Here is a 15,578-nt window from a genome sequence, read left to right as displayed (position 1 = left end):
GTGCTCCTTCTTCGAGAGGTCAGCCGACGCGGGCTCCGGTGAGCCTGCCGAGCAGCTCGTACAGGTCTCCGACGGTCTTGACCGCCGCGACGTTCGGGCTGCCGACGAGTTCCACCGAGTAGCGCTGCTCCAGCGAGACCAGGAGTTCCAGGGCGTCGAGGGAGTCGATGCCGAGGTCCTTGGCGATCACGTCGTCCAGGCGGATGCTGCGGCGCACCTGCTTGAGGTCGGCGTAGATCTCCTCCACCAGGGCGAGGAACGCGTTCGGCTCCGCCAGTTCACTGTTCGACATAGACCTCTCCTGTGGTGCCGTTGATGGTGACCATGTCATTGGGTTTCAGTTCCTTCACCAGCGCGCAGCCGACGACCGCGGGCAGGTGGTACTCGCGGGCGAGGATCGCGATGTGCGACATGTCGCTCCCGCGCTGGGTGAGGACGCCGTCGACGTACCCCAGCAGGGGCGCGACGTCGGCGTCGGCCGACTCGCACACGAGGATGCACGGGACGTCCTCGGGGAAGTCGTCCTCGGCATGGACGACGACTCCCGTCACCTTGCCGGGCGAGACCCCGCGGGCCTTCTTCGGCAGGTCGTCGGCCCACACGCGCGGTACGCCCCCGGTCATGTCGAGGTGTTCGGGCATCGGGGTCCGCAGCGCCGACTCGACGGCCGCGCGCCGGGCGGGCACCCGTTCGGCCAGGCCCGGCTCTCGGTAGAGCCGGCGGAACTCCTCGATGGTCAGGTAAGGCCACAGGTCGTCGTCGGTGTTCCACGCCGCCGCGAGATGCGGCAGCACCCTGCGGTGGACGTGCAGCAGCCGCATCACCAGCGACTTGGAGTGCTCGCGGGAGGCCATGGTCTCCCCGACGACCCGGGCCAGCGACTTCACGATCCGTCCGCGGGTCTTTCCGAGCATGCCCCACTGCGCCTCCGCGGGATCGAGGACGCCGCTGGAGTGCGCGGTGCCTTCCGCGACGACGCGGTGCCTGACCGCGTACGGCTGCCAGGGGAGCCGGTCGTCGGCCACCTCGTAGAAGGACGAGTCGAGGAACTCGCCGGGCAGCAGGTCGTCGCCGCCCGCGAACCGGTGCAGCCTGCTCCAGACCAGTTCCCGGGGCCGGTTCAGGTAGGGCTCCACCTCGCCGTAGCGGCCGAGTACCCTGTCGTTCAGCGACCGCTGCAGAACGGTCAGCGGCACCAGCCCGGTCGTGGTGACGATGTGAGCGGCCCAGGCGTCGTCGAGCAGGTCGGCCGCCTTGAGCACGGTCTCGGTGAGTCCCGCCTCGCTGCGCAGCGTGATCGCCGTCCGGGCCAGCGACTCCAGGACGTAGACGTCCTCCTCCAGCCTGCGCAGGGTCGGTCCCAGCCGTCCGAGCTCGCGGACCAGTCGGGGCACGGCCGCGGCCTTGCCGAGCCTGCTCTCCCGGGCCGCCGCGCTCGGCGGCGACTCGACGCCCTCGAAGTAGGCGGCGGTGACGTCCTCCGGCCGCACCCTGGGCAGCTGCCGCGACAGATGGGCGTACGCCGAGAGGTTGTGGTAGGGACGGCAGCCGAAGTAGCCGAGGAAGACGTAGTGGTCGCCCTGGGCCCAGGCGCGCTCGCCCCAGACGTTCCTCACCAGCCGGCGGGTGCCGCGCTCCATGGGGGTCCCGACGAGGGACCACGACATCGGGGACAGGCGCTGCGGAGCCACCTCGCCGAGGTTGCCCGCCGAGTACACGCCGAAGCGGGGGTGCGGATCGATGTCGATCTCGGGGAACCGGCCGGTCACGTGAAACTCCCCTGCAGGTCGGCCTCCGGCTCGAGCAGCGCCCGGCCCGTCCCGGCCAGATAGCCGGGACGGCATGCGGGAGGCCCGCCGGGGAGCGTGTCCATGACGGAGGGGTCGAGGTCGAACCAGGGTTCGGCGTAGTCGAGCAGCGCCTTGGGCAGCCCGATCCGCGAGGCGACCAGCCGCTGCACCCTGCCCACCACGGCCGAGTCCACGATCTTCGGAACGACGCCCCACGGACGGCACAGCCGGTGCATGACCTCGGCGACCGTCGGCAGCGCGGGGTCGAACCAGGTCCAGGTCGCGCCGGTGGCGGGCGTGCGGACGGCGGCCGCCACGACCTCGGCCGCCCCGACGACATCACCGACATAGCTGGGGAACCGGCCGCCGTGCTTGAGATGCACCGGGTAGCCCTGGAGCAGGTACGGTACGGCGGCGAGCAGGCCGTCCCCGGCGCCGAGAGCATGGCCCGCCGGGTCGGGCCCCAGCAGCGGACCGAACCTCAGCACGGTGAAGGGCAGGTCCTCGGCCTCCCGGACGAGCGCCTCCGCGTGGTACTTGCCGTACTCGTACCAGTTACGGAAGTCCTGTCCGACGTAGAGCTCGCGATTGCCGACGCGCCCTTCGGCCCTGCCGAAGGCCAGCAGCGAGGAGACGTGCACGAGCGCCTCGAGCTTCGGGCAGGCGCGGGAGAACCGGAGCACGTTGCGCACCCCGGTCGCGTGAACGTCGAGCGCCTGTGCCGGGCCGGAGTCCCAGTCGACGCTGCCGAAGACACCGACCACATGGGTGACCTCCGCCTGCAGCTCGGCCAGCTCGTCGCCGAACAGGCCGAGGTTGTGCCTGGTGACGTCACCGCGCAGGCCCCGTCCCGCGGCGGCGCTCCCGGAACGGGAGAGCGCCACCACGTCCAGGCCCGCGCCTTCCAGCTCCAGACAGACCGCCCGGCCCAGATAGCCGGAGCCGCCCAGCACCAGAACACTCATCCGGGGAACCTCGCCATCGTCATCGCCCTCCCCTTTCGCGGTTCGTCGAACCGCCGCCTCGACAGGCCGAACACCAGGGACGCCATCAACTCGGGGTCGGCGCGCGGCAGGTCGCCGCCCACCAGCGACGCGAGCACGGCGCGTGGGAACACCCGCTCCATCGCCACATAGCGCAGGCCGATCAGGCTGTTGTGCCAGGAGGCCGAAAGCCCCGCGAACCGGTCGGCGTTCTGGGTCAGCCAGACCAGCGGCCGCACCGGTGCCTTCACGAAGCGCGGCTCGCGCCGGAACCGCATGGGGTCGAGTCCGTGCGCGGCGTCCAGGACGCTGTTCACGCTCGGCGCGGTCTCACCCGCGCCGAGGTGGCAGACGAGAGGCTCCTCGGGACGGGTGTCGCACAGGGCCCGCACGGCCCGCAGCAACAGCGTCGCCGCGGTGTCACGGGGCAGGGCGTCCACGAGGGCGCCGCGCATCACGGGCAGCACCCCGGCGGGCAGGTCGTCCCAGCGGTCGGCCAGCAGGTACAGCGAGCTGCGCTTCAGCGTCCGTCCGGTGGAGCTGTTGCCGATCAGGGCGCAGACCCGCGCGATGAGCAGGGGGACCGCCCCCGGCTCGGTCGCGAGCTGCCCGAGCCTGCACTCGGCGAGCCACTTGGAGTGCTCGTAGGCGGTGCGGTCGGGGCCGCTGGGCAGCGGCGCCTCGGGGACCGTCCCGAGCATCCCGCCCGCCACGTAGATCGAGCTGGCGTAGACGTACGGGACGCCGAGCCTGCGGGCGAGCCTGTAGCCGTGCTCGGCGCCGAGCACGTTGGTCCCGATCAGGTCGGACGAGCGGCCCGCCCAGTTCGTCTCACCGGCGAGGTTGACGACCGCGTCGACCTCCAGGTCCTCCGGGACCAGCCCCCACATCGGCCTGACCACGTCCCCGTGGACCGCGGTCGCGGCCAGGGCGGGATCGACCGGGTGGCGGCCGGAGGAGCGGGCGCGCAGCAGCGGGACGACCGTCGTCCCCTCGGGCAGGACCTCGGTGATGCCGGCGCCGAGCTGGCCGGTCATCCCGGCCACGAGCAGCCTCATACGAGCCTCCTGCCGGTGTCGACCTCACGGTCGTAGGTCTCGAAGTCGGGGACCAGACCGGCGGCGACCAGCTCCCACATCATCTCGTCGCTCCCGCCGCCGAGCCGGCCGAGCCGCACGTCCCGCCACATCCGCGCCATCGGCGTCTCGTCCTCGAGGTAGCCGGGCCCGCCGAACAGGTGCATGCACTCGCTCGTCACCCGCTCGGCGAACCGGACCGCGGTGACCTTGAGCGCCGCGGACTCGCGGACGTTGCAGCCTCCCCGCGGCACCGAGGCCGCGGCCCCGTACACCGCGAAGCGCAGCACGGTCAGCTCGGAGGCCAGTTCGGCCAGGCGCAGCCGCAGCGCCTGGTGGTTGATCAGCGGTGTGCCGAACTGCTCACGCCGGTGCAGGTGCGCGGCGGCCAGGCCGATCGCGCGGTCGGCCACGCCCGCGATCTGCGCCGCGACGGCGAGCCGCTCGTGGCTGAGCGCCCACGCCGCGACGGCGAGCCCCATGCCGGGACGGCCGACGACCGCGTCCGCGGGGACGACCGTGTCGACCGACATCCACGTCGTGTCGAGCGAGGCGGTGCCGACCTTGCTCAGCGGACGGACCACCCGCAGGTCGGAGCAGGGGACCTTGACCATGCCGAGCGGCGCGATCGAGCCGTTCGCCGGGACCTCCTCGTCCATCCTGCACAGCAGCAGCGCGAAGTCGGCGACCCGGCCGAGCGACAGGAACTTCTTCTCGCCGCGGACCCGCCAGCCGCCGTCCACCCGGACGGCCGTGGTGCGCATGCCGTTCAGATCCGACCCTCCGGACGGCTCGGACGCGCCGAAACAGCCGACCAGCGACCCGTCCAGGATCCCGGCCAGCGTGGTCTCGTGTGCGGGCCCCCCGTAGCGGCGCAGCGCGGCGGCGACGGTCTCCATCGACAGGCTGATCCCCACCGCGACGCCGCCGACTCCGGCCCGTCCCAGCTCCTCGGCGATGACGGCGCCGCGGCCGGGGTCGGGCCCGTCCCAGCGTTCGGCGACCAGGCCGGTCGCGGCGAAGCGCCGGTAGGCCTCGCGTGGGAACAGGCCCGCCTTCTCGGCCTCCTGGAAGTAGGGCAGGACGGTCTGGGAGACGGCGGCGCGCACTCGCGCCCGGAACTCCTCCACCTCGGGCCCCGCGGGGCCCCCGTCGAACAGCAGCCGGGTCATGCGGGGCTCGTTTTCCGGGCGGGCTCCGCGATCCCGAGGGACCTGCGGATACCACCCTTGATCATGCGGCGGGCGTAGAGCTTTCCGCCGCCCCAGAGCATCAGGTAGAGCAGCGCCCCGGTGATGAGCGCGGCGGGGAGCGAAAGGCAGGCGACGACGGCCATGTGCCGCACGTACTCGCCGGTCTTGAACATCTTCATGTCGGCCATGCGCTGGATCCGGCCGCGTCCTTCCTCGTGGAAGGTCGCGAGCGTGCGCCGGTGGCTGCCGGCCATCAGCGCCAGCGCCACGGCCGCGACCGGCAGGCCCCGCCAGCCGCCGTCCACCGTGACCGCGAGGACCAGCACCGGGACGAGCGCGAGGTAGGCGACGACCGCCGCCAGCCGGAAGGCGCGAGCCGCGCCGAGCCGGACCGGCAGGGTGCGGTTGCCGACCAGCGGGTCGAGGTCGACGTCGCGCAGCGCGGCGAGGACGTTGTTCGAGACGCACGCGGTGAGGTGGTACACCACGACCAGGGCGAGCGCCCACGGGCGGCCGCCGCCGGCCAGCATCCAGGCGATCACCGCGGGTACGGTCTGCGGGATGCTGATCACGAACGAGGCGACCACGCCTTCGTCCTTGACCTTGGAGTAGGCCATCGAGAGCACCACGGTCACCGCGGTGAGCCCGGCCGCGATCGCGAAACTGCCCGGGTCGCCGCAGGCCAGGTAGAGCGCGACGACGCCGACGGCGAAGTAGGCGCCGGTCGCGTACCACGCCTGCTTCTTGGTCACCAGGCCCGACGGCAGCGGGAGGTAGGGTGCCGTCACCGCGTCGCCCTCGGCGTCCAGGATGTCGTTGACGATGAACAGCGCGCCGCCCGCCGCGGCGGTGAAGACCACCAGCCCGACGATCTGGGGCGCGCCGAGCGCGTCCTGTGCCGCGACCCCGCCCATCACGGCGGGCCACATGTTGATGTTCGACAGGTGGATGCGGGTCATCCACCACAGCGCCTCGAAAGTGAGCAGTGCCCTGTGCAGGGGGTTCATCGGGTTCCTCCCACGGGTTCGCGCGGCTCCGGCCCCGCCACCGCGACGACCTCCCCGGGGAGGTCGCCGGCGAGCACCTTCTGCCAGATCCGGCGGCGGCGGGGCTTGCCGCTGGAGGTCACCTCGATCGTGCGCCGCGGCACCTTGATCACGCGGACCGCCACGTCGGGGCCGATCAGGGACGCGAACACGTCGAGCACCTCCTCGCCCTTGACCGGGGCCTCGCTGAGCAGGCAGACGGTGGGCAGGTCGTCCAGGTAGCCGGCCACGACGGCCATGCGGTGCCAGGAGAACAGGCCCTCCTCGGCCAGGGCCTGCTCGAGGTCCTCGACGTAGAGGTTGCGGCCGCGCACCTGGAGGCTGTCGCCGATCCGGCCCAGCACGTACAGCTCTCCGTCAAGGATGAAGCCCGCGTCGCCGGTGAACAGGCGGCGGTCCTCGAACCGGGTGGACGCCTCGTGGTCCTCGCGGGAGTAGCCCGCCGCCACCGCCGGGCCCTCGACCGCGATCTCGCCGACATGGCTCTCGGGCAGCGGATCGCCGAGGTCGTCGACGACCTCGATCGAGGTGCCGTGCAGCGGACCGCCGCAACTGACGTGCCAGAGCACGCTGTCGCCCTGTTCCTCGTCGAACTCGGTGAGGTCCCCGGTCCTGAGGACCTCGACCGGGTCGCCGATCTGGAGCGGTCCGGGAGCGATCGCCGCGATCCGCGGGATCCGCCCGTACTCGACGCCGCTGACCGCGAGTGTGGCCTCGGCCAGGCCGTAGGCGGGCTGCAGGGCGCACGGGTCGAATCCGAACGGGGCGAGCAGCCTCACGAACGCCAGGAGGCTGGACGGGCGCACCCGCTCCGCCCCGGTGATCACCACCTTGACGGACGAGAAGTCCATGCCTTCGAGCTTGTCCGGGCGGATCCGGCGGGTGACGTAGTCGAAGCCGAAGTTGGGCATCACCATGATCTCGCCGTTGCCGGAGCCGAACTCGGCGAGCCAGCGCAGCGGGGTCTGGATGAACTGCTCGGGGCGGGCGAGGCCGTGCTCCATCTGGGTGGTGACCGGCACCAGCAGCCCGCCGACCAGGCCCATGTCGTGGTAGAGCGGCAGCCAGGAGGCACCGCCGATGTCGCCGCTCCTGATCCAGCGGCCGATCATGCTGATGTTGGCCTCGAGGTTCTCCCGGCTCACCCTGACGCCGCGGGTCGGGCCCCGCGACCCCGAGGTGAACTGCAGGAGCGCGATCTCGGCGGGCGGCCTCGGCCGCTCCACCGCGTCCCGGGTCCCGTCGTCCGGGACGATGACCGGGCACCGGCGCCCCGCCCGCCCGGCGGCCTCGGCTGCGGCGTCCGCGAGGTCCTCGTCGGCGAGCACCAGGCTCGCGGAGGCCGCGTCGATCACGTGCGCGGCGTGGCGCGTCCACTCCTCGCCGCCGCCGAGCGCGGTCGGCGGCGCCAGCGGTGAGACGGTGCCGCCCGCGTAGATCGCCCCGAAGAAGGACGCCACGAAGTCCGGCCCCGTGCGGTGCACGACCACGACCACCTGGCCGCGTTCGAGCCCGCAGGCGAGCAGGCGGCCCGCCACGGCGCGCACCCGGGCGGCGAGCTCCGGGTAGGGATGGGGACGCCAGGTCCCGTCGTCCTGGAGAAACCTCAGGGAGCGGTCGGGAAACGGTCGCTCCACCCAGTCCAGCAGCCCGGTATCGATCGGATCCTCCCTGAGTCGTGTCTCACTCATGACGCAACCGCTCCCAGCGCATGGCCAGCCGGCCTATGACGGCGAAGACGACGATGAAGACGCACAGCACCGCGAGGTCCAGCAGCAGGGCGCTCGCGGGGGCGTCTCTGCTCGTGGCCCCCTTGATCAGGTCGAGCGCCCAGTACTGCGGGAAGACCGGAGCCACCGCCTGGACCCAGCCCGGCATCAGCGCGACCGGGACGAGCGCCCCGGCGACCGCGCCGCCGAGCAGGGCGAGCAGGTTGTTGAACTGCGGCACCTGCATGTCGTTGCCGGACACCGCGGCGATCGTGCAGGCGGCGGCGGCCACCACGCATCCGGTGGCCAGCGAGGCGAGGAGCAGGAACCCGGGACGGTGGACGGGGATGCCCGCGATCAGGCAGCCGCCGCCGATGAGGATCAGCTGCTGCAGCGCCGAGATGATCGCCATCGGGGCCATCTTGGCGAGCAGGATCGTGCCCTTGCCCAGCCGCAGCGACAGCACCCGGTTCCAGGTGCCCCAGTTGCGTTCGCGGTGCAGCGCCTGGGCGGCGTGCGCGGCGCCGAAGAAGACGTTCATCAGCGCGAACCCGAACAGGCTCTGCTGGTACGGGCTGGCCGCGTCGGCGTAGGGACCGCCGTCCGGGCCGATGACGGGGACGTCGTCCGCCGACAGGTGGTTGAGGAAGACCGGCAGCAGGGTGGGCAGCGTCGGATCGGCGATCACGTAGCGGCGGCCGTCCGGTTCGGTGACGACCGCGAACGGCACCTCGCCCGCGGCGACGCGCCTTCGCGCGTCCTCCCGGTCCACGACGGCCTTCGGGGCGCCGAGGCCGTCCGGCCGGGTGTCGCCGACCTGGACGTAGGCGGGAGGCTCGCCGCTGAGGGCGTAGGCGCCGCCGAGAGCCGGGGCCAGGAACACCGTCAGCACGACCGGCACCAGGAATATCATGATCAGCAGCAGCGGGTCCCGGCGGTAGATCAGCAGTTCCTTGCGGAACAGCGCCCAGAACGCGACGGCACGGCCCGGGGCCGCGAGGGCCGGCGCGGTCATCGCTCCTCCTCCTGGCCCGTCAGCGCCATGAAGACCGATTCGAGCGTCTCGCCCTCGGCGCCGACCAGTTCGTGCACCGGGCCCTCGGAACGGATCACGCCGCGGTGCAGCACGGTCACCGTGTCGGCGATGCGCTCGGCCTCCTCCATGTAATGGGTGGAGTAGACGATCCCGACGCCCTCGGCGGCCTGCTCCTCGACCAGTTCGAGCAGGCTCAGCCGCGACTGCGGGTCGACCCCGACGGTGGGCTCGTCGAGCAGCAGCACCCTGGGGCCTCCCAGGATGGCGGCGGCGAAACCGAGACGGCGCTTCATGCCGCCGGAGAACCTTCCGGCCCTCTCTCCCGCGCGGTCGGTGAGCGCGACCCTTTCCAGGACGCGGTCGACCTCGCGCACGGCGGCCTTCTTCGACAGCCCGACGGCGCGGGCCACGAACATGAGGTTCTCCCGCGCGGTGAGCACCGGGTAGAGGGCGTGCTCCTGCGGCATCAGGCCGATCCGCGTGCCGGGGTCGTACCCGACGGAGCCCGAGTCCGCCGACAGCAGGCCCGCCGCGATGGACAGCAGCGTCGACTTGCCGGCGCCGTTGCGCCCGAGCAGCGCGATGACCTCGCCGGGACGCACCCGCAGGTCCGCTCCGCGCAGAGCCCGGGTCTCGCCGAAGGCCTTGTGCACGCCCTCCAACCGCAGAAGGGTCACGGGCCCACCTCGGCGGCCTCGTCGATCTGGTAGGGCTCGGCCAGGACGCGCGCCGCCGACCGCCGCGCCAGCGCCCGCTCCACCGGCTCGGCCAGGCGCCGCCGCCGCGCCTCGTCCTTGGCGTCGCGGTCTTCGGCGAACCTCGGCAGCACCTTCTTGGAGAACAACTCGATGCTCTCGCAGATGTCCTCATGCCGGTTCCTGCCCGCCTGCAGGACGAAGATGACCTGGTCGACGCCCGCCGCCTCGTACCTCCGGACCAGATCGTGGACCTGGTCCGGAGTGCCGATGGCGCCGCGCAGCGAGCCCAGCCCCTCTTCCAGCAGTCTGACCGCCAGGTCCTGCCCGTCGGCGCGGACGAGGTCGCGGACGAAGCCGAGTTCGGCACGGCGGGCCTGGAACTCGTCCCACAGGACCGTGCCGCCGACGACGTGCTTCTCGTAGTAGTAGTGGGCCAGCGAGAAGCCGAAGAAGTGGGCGCCGTCGATGCCGCGGTCGATGGCCGTCTCCTCGTCCTCGTGCAGCATCATCGGCAGCACGACGGCGAAGTTCGGGTTGACCGAGAAACCGCGCGGCACGCACTCTTCCGAGGCGATGATCCGGTAGTACTCGTCCACCCACTGGGCGGCCTGCTCCGGCTCGATGAACGAGAACGACAGGGCGCCCAGCCCGTTCTGCGCGGCGACCTTCAGCGACTCGCGGCGGCTGCAGGCCATCCAGAGCGGCGGATGCGGCTTCTGCACCGGCTTCGGGTGGATCTCGCGCGGCGGCATCCTCACGTACTCGCCCTGCCAGCCGCAGAACGGGTCCTCGACGAACATGCGGGTGACGACGTCGACGGCCTCCGCCCACATGTCGTGCTTGCGCGCCCGTTCGACGCCGAAGCCGCCGAGCTCCGCGGCGGACGCGCCCTCCCCGGTGCCGAACTCCACCCGCCCGCCGGACAGCAGGTCGAGCGTGGCGATGCGCTCGGCGATCCGCGCGGGATGGTTCACCTGCGGCGGGACGTGCATGATGCCGTGGCCGAGCCGGATGTCGCGGGTGCGCTGGCTGGCCGCGCCGAGGAACACCTCGGGTGCCGAGGAATGCGAGTACTCGCTGAGGAAGTGGTGCTCGACCTCCCAGACGTAGTCGAAGCCGAGCCGGTCGGCCAGCTCGATCTGGTCGAGCGCGTCGGTCAGGAGCTTGCGCTCCGAGCCCTCCGCCCACGGACGCGGATGCTGGTGCTCGTAGAAAAGGCCGAACCTCACCGAATGCCCCCGATCTCCACCTGGAACTCCTCGTAGCCGCGGATGGCGAGCATCTTGCGCCGGCGCGGCTCGGCCGCCGGACGGATGCCGGGGAAACGCTCGGCGAGGGCACGGAAGGAGATCTCGGCCTCCGTCCTGGCGAGCATCGCGCCGATGCAGAAGTGGGTGCCGCCGCCGAACGACAGGGACTGGACGTTCTCGCGGGAGACGTCGAAGGCGTCGGGGTCGGGGAACTTGGCGGGGTCGCGGTTGGCCGCGCCGATCAACCCCATGACGCTCGCGCCCTCGGGGATCGTCCTGCCGCCGATCTCCACCTCGCGCAGGACCTTGCGGGAGAAGTACTGGACGGGCGGGTCCCAGCGCAGGACCTCGGCGACCACGGCCGGTGCGCGGCCCTCCGGGTCGGCGCACAGCGCCTCCCACTGCCCGGGGTGGGTGAGCAGCGCGTGCAGGCCGTTGCCGAGCATGCCGGTGGCGGTCTCGTGCCCGGCGCCGAACATGAACACGATGTTGTTGAGCAGCTCGGTGTCGGTGAGCCGCTCCGGCTCCCGGTCGTTGACCTGGACGAGCGCCGAGATCAGGTCGTCCGCCGGGTTCGCGCGGCGCTCTTTGACGAGCGCGCCGAAGTAGTCGAGGGCCCAGGCCGCGCCCTGCTCCGCCGCGGCGAGCTGGTCGGCGTCGATCAGCGGGTCGAGCAGCTTGACCATGGCCGAGGAGTGCCGGGTGCAGTCGGCCAGGTCCATGTCGGGGATGCCCATCATCGAGCAGATCACCGCGACCGGCAGGTCCTGGGCGACGGTCCCGATGAAGTCGCCGCCGCCCTCCCGCTCCAGGACGTCGAGCCTCCGGTCGAGCACCGCGCGGATCGTCTCGCGCATGGACTCGACCCTGCGCGGCGCGAAGGTCGAGGTGAAGAGCCTGCGGACCCGCGGATGGTCCGGCGGGTCGAGGAAGAACAGCCAGGACTCCGAGACCCGGTCAATGTCGGAGCCGGGCGGGCAGTTGCCGAAGAATCGCTCCTTCACCGCGCCGAGGCCGGGATCGCGGAGCATCGCCTGCACGTCGTCGAACCGGGTGACCAGGTGGGCGTCCATGACGTCGTGGAAGTAGACGTGGTCGGCGTCGCGGACCCTGCGGTAGTACGGGTAGGGGTCGGCGATGAACTCCGGGTCGAGGGGGTTGAACAGTTCCAGGGAGTTCAACGGGCCGCCTCCGTGCTCAGCGGAAGTCTTTCCAGTCCCCGGAGGAAGAGGTTCGAGCTCCACTCCGGAGCGTCCGAGGCGAGGCGGAGGTCGGGGAACCGCTCGAACAGCTTCCGGAAGGCGATCTCGCCTTCCAGCCGTGCCAGCGGGGCGCCGAGGCAGAAGTGGATTCCGCCGCCGAAGGTGTGGTGCGTCCTCGGCTGCTCCCGGTCGAGCCGGAACGCCTCAGGGTCGGGATAGGCGTCGGGGTCGGCGTTCACCGCCTGCGGTATGACGATCGCGGTCTGCCCCTTGGCGATGGTCCTGCCGGCGATCTCGACGTCCTCCAGCGCGACCCGAGCGGTCATCCGCAGCGGGCCCTCGTAGCGCAGGACCTCCTCGACGAGCCGGCCCGCCAGCCCTTCGGGGTCCTTGAGGAAGGCGTTCTTGGCCTCCGGGTGGCGCAGCAGGGTGAGCACCCCGTTGCCGATCAGGTTCATGGTCGTCTCGTGGCCGGCCCAGACCAGCAGCGTGGCGTTGGCGACCATGTCCGCCTCGCTGATCGACTCCTCCTCGTGCGCCTTGACCAGCAGGCTCAGCACGTCCTCGCGGGGTTCGGCCCGGCGTTGTCCGATCAGCTCGCCCAGGTACTCCGAGAAGTTGAGCACCGCCTCCCGGCTCCGTTCGAGCGACTCCGGGGTGAGGTCGACGTCGAACAACCGCGCCAGGTCCGCCGACCAGTCCTTGAACCGCTCCCGGTCCTCGGCGGGCACCCCGAGGATCTCGCAGATCACGATCACCGGCAGCGGATAGGCGAAGCCGTCGATCAGGTCGAACTCCGGCCCCTCCAGGGAGTCCAGCAGCTGGTCGACCAGTTCCTCGATGCGCGGTCGCAGCAGCGCCACCATCCGCGGCATGAAGGTCCGGCCGAACACCTTGCGCACCTGGGTGTGGTCCGGCGGGTCGAGCTGCGACATCCACCGGCGCACCACCCGCACCGACTCGGACTCCTGGCCCGCACGGCCGCCGACGGTGCTCCAGAACTCCGACTTGCCGAACCGCGGATCTCGCAGGATCTCCGTCGCGTGTTCGTATTTCGTCACCAGCCAGAATCCGGGCGGAAAAGCCTCGCTCCAATGCACCGGATTCCGCTCGCGCAGCAATCGGAAAATCGGCCGTGGATCGTCCAGGAACCCGGGCATGAATATATTGAGCTCCAACGGCTCAATAAGTTCCGCTACGTCCGCCATGAGCAGCAAGCTAACTCACGTGCTCACACCCCAACCACAGTCGCCGACCCGAACTCATCCAAAGTGCATCGCCTACAACCTAAGTTGCACAGCGCTCCGGTCCGGCCGGATCCGGTGGGCGGCCGAGGCCACCGGAGGGTCAGTCCGCCACGAGGTCCGGCGGCCGGTCGGCGGGGAAGAGGGGGACGGCGAGCTCGACCCGGGTGCCTCCGCCGAAGCGGTCGACGACGGCCAGCGAGCCGCCGAGCAGGGCCGCGCGTTCGCGCATGGAGCTGAGGCCGCTGCTGCGGGGGTCGGGGTCGGTTCCGATGCCGATGCCGTTGTCCTCGACGGTGGCGCGGATCTCGCCGGGGGCGATGTCGATCTGGGCTCGCAGCACCCGGGCCAGGGAATGGGCGAAGATGTTGCGCAGGGCCTCCCGGATGATGAGGAAGACCTCCGAGCGGACCTGGGCCGGCAGGAGGCTGTCGTCGCCGTTGACCTTGACCAGGTAGGTCATGCCCGCCGCGTCACTGTTGTCGATGACGTCGAGCAGCGCCCGCTCCAGGCTCTGCCGCGGTTCCTCCAGCCGGAGCCCGTGAATGAGGTCGCGCAGGTCGCGCAGCGTGTCCCTCAGCACCTCGCAGGCCTGCTCCACGCCTTCGACGGGTTCCGGCCGGGCGGTCTCGGCCCGTTCGAGCATGCGGAGCGCGGCCGCGACGTCGCCGCCGACCCTGTCGTGCAGTTCGCGGCCGATCCTGCGGCGCTCCCCGACATGGGCCTGCTGGACCGTATCCAGCAGGAAACCGGTGTAGGAACTGGCCGCCAGCCGGATGCGTTCCGAGATGACCCGGTTCGCCACCACGACGACCTGGAGCATGACGTCCGAACTGAGCGCGTTGTGCTCGAGAAAGCCGGCGCACCGCGCCGCCACCACTTCGAAAAGGATCATCGCGGCGCGCAGCGACTCATTCGGATGAATGCTCCGTGAAGCCCTCGATATTCCTATCTCCGCAGAAAGAGAGCGAGCGGCAGCCTCTCTTCTGTCCCCTTCTCCGCGCAGATTCGATGCTATGTCGGAGATAATTCCTCGGGCCTGCTCAAAACATTCTGAACGGGTTTCCTCGTCGCACAGAAGGGAGCTTCCCGCCTCGCTGAGCTGCAGCTCATAAGACGTGACCATTGCATTGACGTTCTGATCCAGGAAATTCGCCAGTGACATCGCTGGTGAAGATCGGTACATCACCAAGTTGGCCTCGCAAGTGAAGAATCTCGCCTGCGGGTCAGTCTAACCTCGATCTTTCGTGACGTTGGTCGGGCCGTGTGGCGACCCGACCAACGCTGTTTTCAGCGGGTGGAACAGCATGGTGGCCCGGCTGTCGCGCCGGGTGGGCGGGGTTCCACGGGCCCCGGCGGTCTCCTTTCCGGATGGTCGGGGCGGTGGGTGCAGGTCCGGGCCGGGCGCAGCAGCGGGCGCCGTCCGCCTCGGGCCAGGTGTGCGGCGCAGGAGAACAGCCGTAGCCGCCACCTACGGTGAGACGGGTCAGCCGACGTCTGGCGAGGATCAGTACCGCTCCTCGTAGGCTGCCGGGCTGAGCGTTCCGAGGCTGGAATGCCTTCTGAACGGGTTATACCGGCACTCGATCCATTTAAACACCGAGGCGGCGATTTCGGCTCTTGTCCGCCATTTTCGAGTGTCGGGCAGCTCAAGCCGGAGCGTTCCTCGAAACGACTCCATCATCGCATTGTCAAAACAATCTCCGACCGTTCCAATCGAGCCGAGAAGCCCGGAGTCGCGCAGGCGCTTGCCGAATGTCCAAGACGTGAACTACGAGCCATGATCGGAATGCGGAATCGTCTTGTCCCGGACGGGACGGCGTCGGGTGGCCGCTGCCGACATCGCATTGATGACCAGATCGCTGGACTGGCGGATGTCAATGGAACGGCCGGCGATACGACGCGAGAAGAAGTCCAGAACAACGGTGCAGTACGGTTTTCCTTCCGCGGTCGGGTGTTCGGTGATGTCGGTGAACCACGGAATTCCGGGCGCGTCGGCGTCGAAGCCGCGGTGGACGGGTCGTCCTCGGTGGCCGGGCCGCCTGGGGCGCGTTTGCGGCCGCGGCGCCGGTAGATGCCCTGGATACCGGCTTCGCGCATGAGCCGCCCCAACCCGCTTGCGGTTCACCGGCTCGCCCGGCCCGAGCGTCGCCTCGGCGTGCACGCGGGGTGATCCATAGCTGAATCGGGATTCCTCGTGGATCCGCCGGATCACCTTCAACAGCTCTTTGTCGCGCTGCTCGCGCACGGACGCCGGCCGCCCCGCCCAGCTCTTATAACCCGGTGGGGAGACGCCCAGAATCCGGCAAGAGGCAGCCACGGGAATCCCGTGCTCCGCGAGTTCTCGGATC

At 70.7% G+C, this 15,578-nt stretch carries 14 protein-coding genes; all 14 read right to left on the bottom strand.

Annotated features, from left to right (window positions below; all coding sequences use genetic code 11):
* Positions 1 to 19: 19 nt before the first annotated feature.
* Entirely contained in the window at positions 20 to 292 is a 273-nt protein-coding gene (locus tag ABGB12_RS25550) for an acyl carrier protein (RefSeq protein WP_347681990.1), read from the bottom strand.
* Entirely contained in the window at positions 279 to 1,769 is a 1,491-nt protein-coding gene (locus ABGB12_RS25545) for a PEP-utilizing enzyme (RefSeq protein ID WP_347681989.1), read from the bottom strand. Before ABGB12_RS25545 ends, ABGB12_RS25550 begins: the two co-directional genes overlap by 14 nt.
* Positions 1,766 to 2,755, bottom strand: a complete 990-nt coding sequence (locus tag ABGB12_RS25540) for an SDR family oxidoreductase (protein ID WP_347681988.1) — start codon at positions 2,753 to 2,755, stop codon at positions 1,766 to 1,768. Before ABGB12_RS25540 ends, ABGB12_RS25545 begins: the two co-directional genes overlap by 4 nt.
* Positions 2,752 to 3,831, bottom strand: a complete 1,080-nt coding sequence (locus ABGB12_RS25535; RefSeq protein ID WP_347681987.1) for an SDR family oxidoreductase — start codon at positions 3,829 to 3,831, stop codon at positions 2,752 to 2,754. Before ABGB12_RS25535 ends, ABGB12_RS25540 begins: the two co-directional genes overlap by 4 nt.
* On the bottom strand, positions 3,828 to 5,021 hold the full coding sequence (locus tag ABGB12_RS25530; RefSeq protein WP_347681986.1) for an acyl-CoA dehydrogenase family protein: 1,194 nt from the start codon (positions 5,019 to 5,021) through the stop codon (positions 3,828 to 3,830). The genes ABGB12_RS25535 and ABGB12_RS25530 overlap by 4 nt, the downstream gene beginning before the upstream one ends.
* Positions 5,018 to 6,049, bottom strand: a complete 1,032-nt coding sequence (locus tag ABGB12_RS25525; RefSeq protein WP_347681985.1) for a UbiA family prenyltransferase — start codon at positions 6,047 to 6,049, stop codon at positions 5,018 to 5,020. Before ABGB12_RS25525 ends, ABGB12_RS25530 begins: the two co-directional genes overlap by 4 nt.
* A complete protein-coding gene (locus ABGB12_RS25520) occupies positions 6,046 to 7,779 on the bottom strand; it encodes an AMP-binding protein (RefSeq protein WP_347681984.1) in 1,734 nt (577 codons plus the stop codon). The genes ABGB12_RS25525 and ABGB12_RS25520 overlap by 4 nt, the downstream gene beginning before the upstream one ends.
* Positions 7,772 to 8,812 (bottom strand): ABC transporter permease, encoded by a 1,041-nt coding sequence (locus ABGB12_RS25515; RefSeq protein ID WP_347681983.1) that lies wholly within the window; start codon positions 8,810 to 8,812, stop codon positions 7,772 to 7,774. The genes ABGB12_RS25520 and ABGB12_RS25515 overlap by 8 nt, the downstream gene beginning before the upstream one ends.
* Positions 8,809 to 9,510, bottom strand: a complete 702-nt coding sequence (locus ABGB12_RS25510) for an ABC transporter ATP-binding protein (RefSeq protein ID WP_347681982.1) — start codon at positions 9,508 to 9,510, stop codon at positions 8,809 to 8,811. The genes ABGB12_RS25515 and ABGB12_RS25510 overlap by 4 nt, the downstream gene beginning before the upstream one ends.
* Positions 9,507 to 10,760: an LLM class flavin-dependent oxidoreductase gene (locus ABGB12_RS25505; protein ID WP_347681981.1), complete on the bottom strand. Its 1,254-nt coding sequence runs from the start codon at positions 10,758 to 10,760 to the stop codon at positions 9,507 to 9,509. Before ABGB12_RS25505 ends, ABGB12_RS25510 begins: the two co-directional genes overlap by 4 nt.
* Positions 10,757 to 11,962 (bottom strand): cytochrome P450, encoded by a 1,206-nt coding sequence (locus ABGB12_RS25500; RefSeq protein WP_347681980.1) that lies wholly within the window; start codon positions 11,960 to 11,962, stop codon positions 10,757 to 10,759. The genes ABGB12_RS25505 and ABGB12_RS25500 overlap by 4 nt, the downstream gene beginning before the upstream one ends.
* The gene (locus ABGB12_RS25495) at positions 11,959 to 13,044 is read right to left on the bottom strand and encodes a cytochrome P450 (RefSeq protein WP_347681979.1); all 1,086 of its coding nucleotides are present in this window, start codon (positions 13,042 to 13,044) and stop codon (positions 11,959 to 11,961) included. Before ABGB12_RS25495 ends, ABGB12_RS25500 begins: the two co-directional genes overlap by 4 nt.
* A 286-nt stretch (positions 13,045 to 13,330) precedes the next feature.
* Positions 13,331 to 14,122 (bottom strand): histidine kinase, encoded by a 792-nt coding sequence (locus tag ABGB12_RS25490; RefSeq protein WP_347681978.1) that lies wholly within the window; start codon positions 14,120 to 14,122, stop codon positions 13,331 to 13,333.
* An 876-nt stretch (positions 14,123 to 14,998) separates the two neighbouring features.
* Positions 14,999 to 15,475, bottom strand: coding sequence for a DDE-type integrase/transposase/recombinase (locus ABGB12_RS25485; protein ID WP_347681977.1), 477 nt, complete (start codon positions 15,473 to 15,475; stop codon positions 14,999 to 15,001).
* Positions 15,476 to 15,578 lie beyond the last annotated feature (103 nt).

The organism is Actinocorallia sp. B10E7 (genome assembly GCF_039871655.1).
Lineage (GTDB): Bacteria > Actinomycetota > Actinomycetes > Streptosporangiales > Streptosporangiaceae > Actinocorallia.
The sequence above is the reverse complement of the archived record's forward strand: the minus strand, read 5'-3'. Positions and strand labels throughout refer to the sequence as shown.